The sequence below is a fragment of the Pseudonocardia pini genome (genome assembly GCF_013870575.1).
GTDB lineage: Bacteria > Actinomycetota > Actinomycetes > Mycobacteriales > Pseudonocardiaceae > Pseudonocardia > Pseudonocardia pini.
This window is the reverse complement of sequence record NZ_JACBXB010000599.1, coordinates 1-3,526: the sequence shown is the minus strand read 5'-3', so window position 1 is coordinate 3,526 and position 3,526 is coordinate 1. Positions and strand designations below refer to the sequence as shown.

The 3,526-nt window shown below is 74.1% G+C and carries 4 protein-coding genes; 2 read left to right on the top strand and 2 right to left on the bottom strand.

Features of this window, described 5'->3' with window-relative positions; translation table 11 throughout:
• On the bottom strand, positions 1-939 hold a 939-nt coding region (locus H5J29_RS25525), incomplete at its 3' end, for a pirin family protein (RefSeq protein ID WP_181783564.1).
• Positions 940-1,025: 86 nt separating this feature from the next.
• On the opposite strand from H5J29_RS25525, the gene H5J29_RS25520 reads away from it, so the two are divergent.
• Positions 1,026-1,829 (top strand): transglutaminase-like domain-containing protein, encoded by an 804-nt coding sequence (locus H5J29_RS25520; RefSeq protein WP_181783563.1) that lies wholly within the window; start codon positions 1,026-1,028, stop codon positions 1,827-1,829.
• Between the two features lie 144 nt (positions 1,830-1,973).
• On the opposite strand, the gene H5J29_RS25515 is transcribed toward H5J29_RS25520, so the two are convergent.
• The gene (locus tag H5J29_RS25515; protein ID WP_181783562.1) at positions 1,974-2,432 is read right to left on the bottom strand and encodes an NUDIX hydrolase; all 459 of its coding nucleotides are present in this window, start codon (positions 2,430-2,432) and stop codon (positions 1,974-1,976) included.
• Between the two features lie 92 nt (positions 2,433-2,524).
• Between H5J29_RS25515 and H5J29_RS25510 the strand changes: the two genes are divergently transcribed.
• The coding region (locus H5J29_RS25510) for an alpha/beta fold hydrolase (RefSeq protein ID WP_312858402.1) at positions 2,525-3,526 on the top strand (1,002 nt) is incomplete at its 3' end.

Sequence of the window (3,526 nt, the reverse complement as noted above, 5' to 3'; positions counted from 1 at the left end):
TGACCATCGGCCTGGTGCCGCTGCTGATCGTGGCCGAGCAGGGCCGCGGAAACGGTCCCCCCGGCCCTCGGCGACCTCCCGCTGCCACGTCTCCCGGGCCTCGGTGACCTCCGTACCGCTGCGGCCCACGAAGTTCCACCACATGACCAGCTGCTCCGGGAACGGCACGCCGCCGAGCAGCAGGAACCGGCTCGCCGGACCGGCCTCGAGGGCCAGGTCCCGACGCCCGCAGCCCAGGTAGAGCAGGGTGCCCGGGCCCACCTCGCGACCCGCGACCCGCGGCGCGCCCTCGACGGTCAGGACCGCGTACTCGAAGTCCGGATCCAGCGGGAGCACGCCCGCGGCACCGGAGCCCAGCACGACCTCCGCACCCAGGAGCGGGCTGTGCACCCGCCCGGGGGAGGCGGCGCCGCCGAGATCCCCGAGCAGGACGGTGGCCCGCAGCCCCGGCGCGGTGACGACCGGCAGGTCCGTGTGGTGCTCGAAGCGCGGCGCGACGTCCCTCGCCTCGTCCGGCAGCGCGACCCACAGCTGCGCCCCGTGCAGCAGCGGCGAGTGCGGGTCCGGGGACTGCTCGGAGTGCGCGATCCCGCGCCCCGCCGTCATCAGCCCCAGCTCGCCGGGGCGGACCAGCGCCGAGCTGCCCAGCGAGTCCCGGTGGTGCACCTCGCCCGAGAGCAGCCAGCTGACCGTCTGCAGGCCGATGTGCGGGTGCGGCGCGACCTGCATGCCGGGCTCGGCCGCGATCTCGTCCGGCCCGTAGTGGTCGACGAAGCACCAGGCCCCGACCATGCGCCTGCCGAGGCTCGGCAGCAGCCTGCGCACCTCGGTGCTCTCCCCCAGCCGCACCCGGCGGGGCTCCACCAGCTCGCTGACCGGCCCGCCCGTGGCCTCCGCCGCGCACACGGTGACCCGCGGGTCCGCTGTCACGTCGCTCATACCGACCACCCCCGGCTCCGCCCTTGTTCACTCCGACGATACGGGCGGGGTCCGACAGGAACCGCGACCCCTGCGACCATCAGCGCATGCGACGCGACGTCACCGCCCGGCTCCACCTCACCGTCACCGACCCCGCGTTGCTGGTCCTGCAGATCGCCGTGGCCGGGGCCGCCACGAGCGAACGGCTCACCCTCACGCTCGACGACGTCGTCCTCGACCCGCCCACCGAGCTCGACGCGGGCTACGGCGGCCGCAGCCACGCACTGGAGTGCCCGCAGGGCGACCTGGTGATCGAGTACGTCGCGCAGGTCGACGGCAGGCGGGAGACGCCCGCGCCGCCGCTCCCCGACGAGATCGACCGGATCTCCGCGCTGCGGCCCAGCCGGTACTGCCCCTCGGATCGGCTCCTCTCCACCGCGAGCCGGGAGTTCGGCCACCTCGAGGGCGCCGACGCGCGGATCGACGCGGTCCGGACCTGGGTGCACGACCGCCTCCTCTACATCGGCGGCTCGTCCAAGCCGACCGACGACGCGGTGGACACCCTGCTGCTCGGCGAGGGCGTGTGCCGGGACTACGCCCACCTCGTGATCACCCTGCTCCGCGCGCTCGACGTGCCCGCCCGGCTCGCCGCGGTCTACGCGCCGGGGCTGTTCCCGATGGACTTCCACGCGGTCGTCGAGGCGTGGAACGGGTCTCGGTGGCGGCTGGTCGACGCGACCGGGCTCGCCCCGCGGGAGTCGATGCTGCGGATCTGCACGGGCCGCGACGCCGCCGACACCGCGTTCCTCACCAGCCACCACGGCGGCGTCGAGCTGACGTCGATGCAGGTCATGGCCGTGGTGGACGAGCTGCCGCGGGAGGACCCGGAGGCGCAGGTCGTGCTGGGCTGAGCAGGACCCGACCCGACCCGACCCGACCCGACCCGACCCGACCCGACCAAGATCGCACGTTTCGTGCTCTCAGCGCGGCACGATCACGAGCTGCGTGCACTCAGCGCGGCTACGACCACCCTGAGTGCACGCAACCGGCGATCTTCAGGACGCGAAGCCGTGCGTCACGATCGCGGGGAGGCCCCGGCACAGCGACCGGAACACGACCAGTTCGTGCGGGACGACGGGATCGGGCAGGGCGTCGAGGCCGAACCACTCGACCGCGGCGGACTTCTCCTCCTCCTGCCTGCTCGGCGTACCGGACCAGCGGCGACAGGTGAAGAAGAAGTCGACCCGCTCGTCGACCAGCTCCCCCGTGGCGTTGGTGCGGTGCATCGCGGTGACGGGTTCGAGGTCCGCGGGCGCGATCTCCACGCCCAGCTCCTCCCGCGCCTCGCGGACCGCCGCCGCGAGGACCGACTCCCCCCGCTCCACGTGCCCGGCCGCCGCCGTGGCCCAGAACCCGTCCCGGTACCCGGTGTTGCGACGCAGCTGGAGGAGGACCTCGTCGCCGCGCCGGAGGATCACGTACGCGGCGGGGACGACGGCGAATCGGCTACTCACCCGATCACCGTAGGAGTCCCGTACCGAAGGGCAACACGGCGGTAACGCGATGCGCCTAGCGTCGCGCGGGTGGTCCACTCGGGAGGTGGCACGTGACCCGCCCACCACGCATCCGCGCGACCGGCGGCCGCCTCGGCGCCGTGCCGCCCCGCGACGCCGACCTGCGCTACCGCATGGTCCACGGCTACCGACGCGCCTTCCGCGTGGCCGGGTCCGGCCCCGCCGTCGTGCTGGTCCACGGCATCGGGGACAGCTCGGCGACCTGGGAGTCGATCATCCCGGCGCTGGCCCGGCACCATCTCGTCATCGCTCCGGACCTGCTCGGCCACGGGCACTCCGACAAGCCGCGCGCCGACTACTCGGTCGCCGCCTACGCGAACGGCGTGCGGGACCTGCTCGGCGTCCTCGGCATCGAGCGCGCGACGCTCGTGGGGCACTCCCTCGGCGGCGGCGTCGCGATGCAGTTCGCCTACCAGTTCCCGGACCGCACCGAGCGGCTCGTGCTGATCGGAAGCGGCGGCGCCGGTCCGGAGGTCAATCCCGCACTGCGGCTCATGACGCTCCCCGGTGCCGCCGCCGCCCTGAACGCCCTGCGGCTACCGACCATGCGCTGGCAGGTGGGCGCGGCCGTCGAGCTCATGCGGATGCTCGGCACCGACCTCGGCCGCGACGCCCCGGACATGCTCCGGATCGTCGACGCCCTGCCCGACGCCACCGCGCGCGCCGCGTTCATCCGGACCCTGCGCGCGGTCGTCGACTGGCGCGGCCAGGTCGTGACCATGTTGGACCGCTGCTACCTCACCCGTGGCATGCCGACGTTGCTGGTGTGGGGCGGGCGGGACGCGATCGTGCCCATGGACCACGGCCTGCGCGCCCACCAGGCCATGCCCGGCAGCAGGCTGGAGATCTTCCCCGACGCCGGCCACTTCCCCTTCCACACCGACCCGGCCCGGTTCGTGGCCCTGCTGGAGGAGTTCCTCGCGACCACCACCCCGGCGCGCTGGAGCCCCGAACAGTGGCGTCAGCTGCTGCGCACGACCCCGGACGAGGTCACCCACCCGGGCGGGGCTGGTCGCAGAGGTCGGCGACGGAGC

Excerpts from the sequence above, each read along its gene's own strand:
- H5J29_RS25520 (WP_181783563.1), top strand. The coding sequence starts at position 1,026 with ATGCGACGCGACGTCACCGCCCGGCTCCACCTCACCGTCACCGACCCC.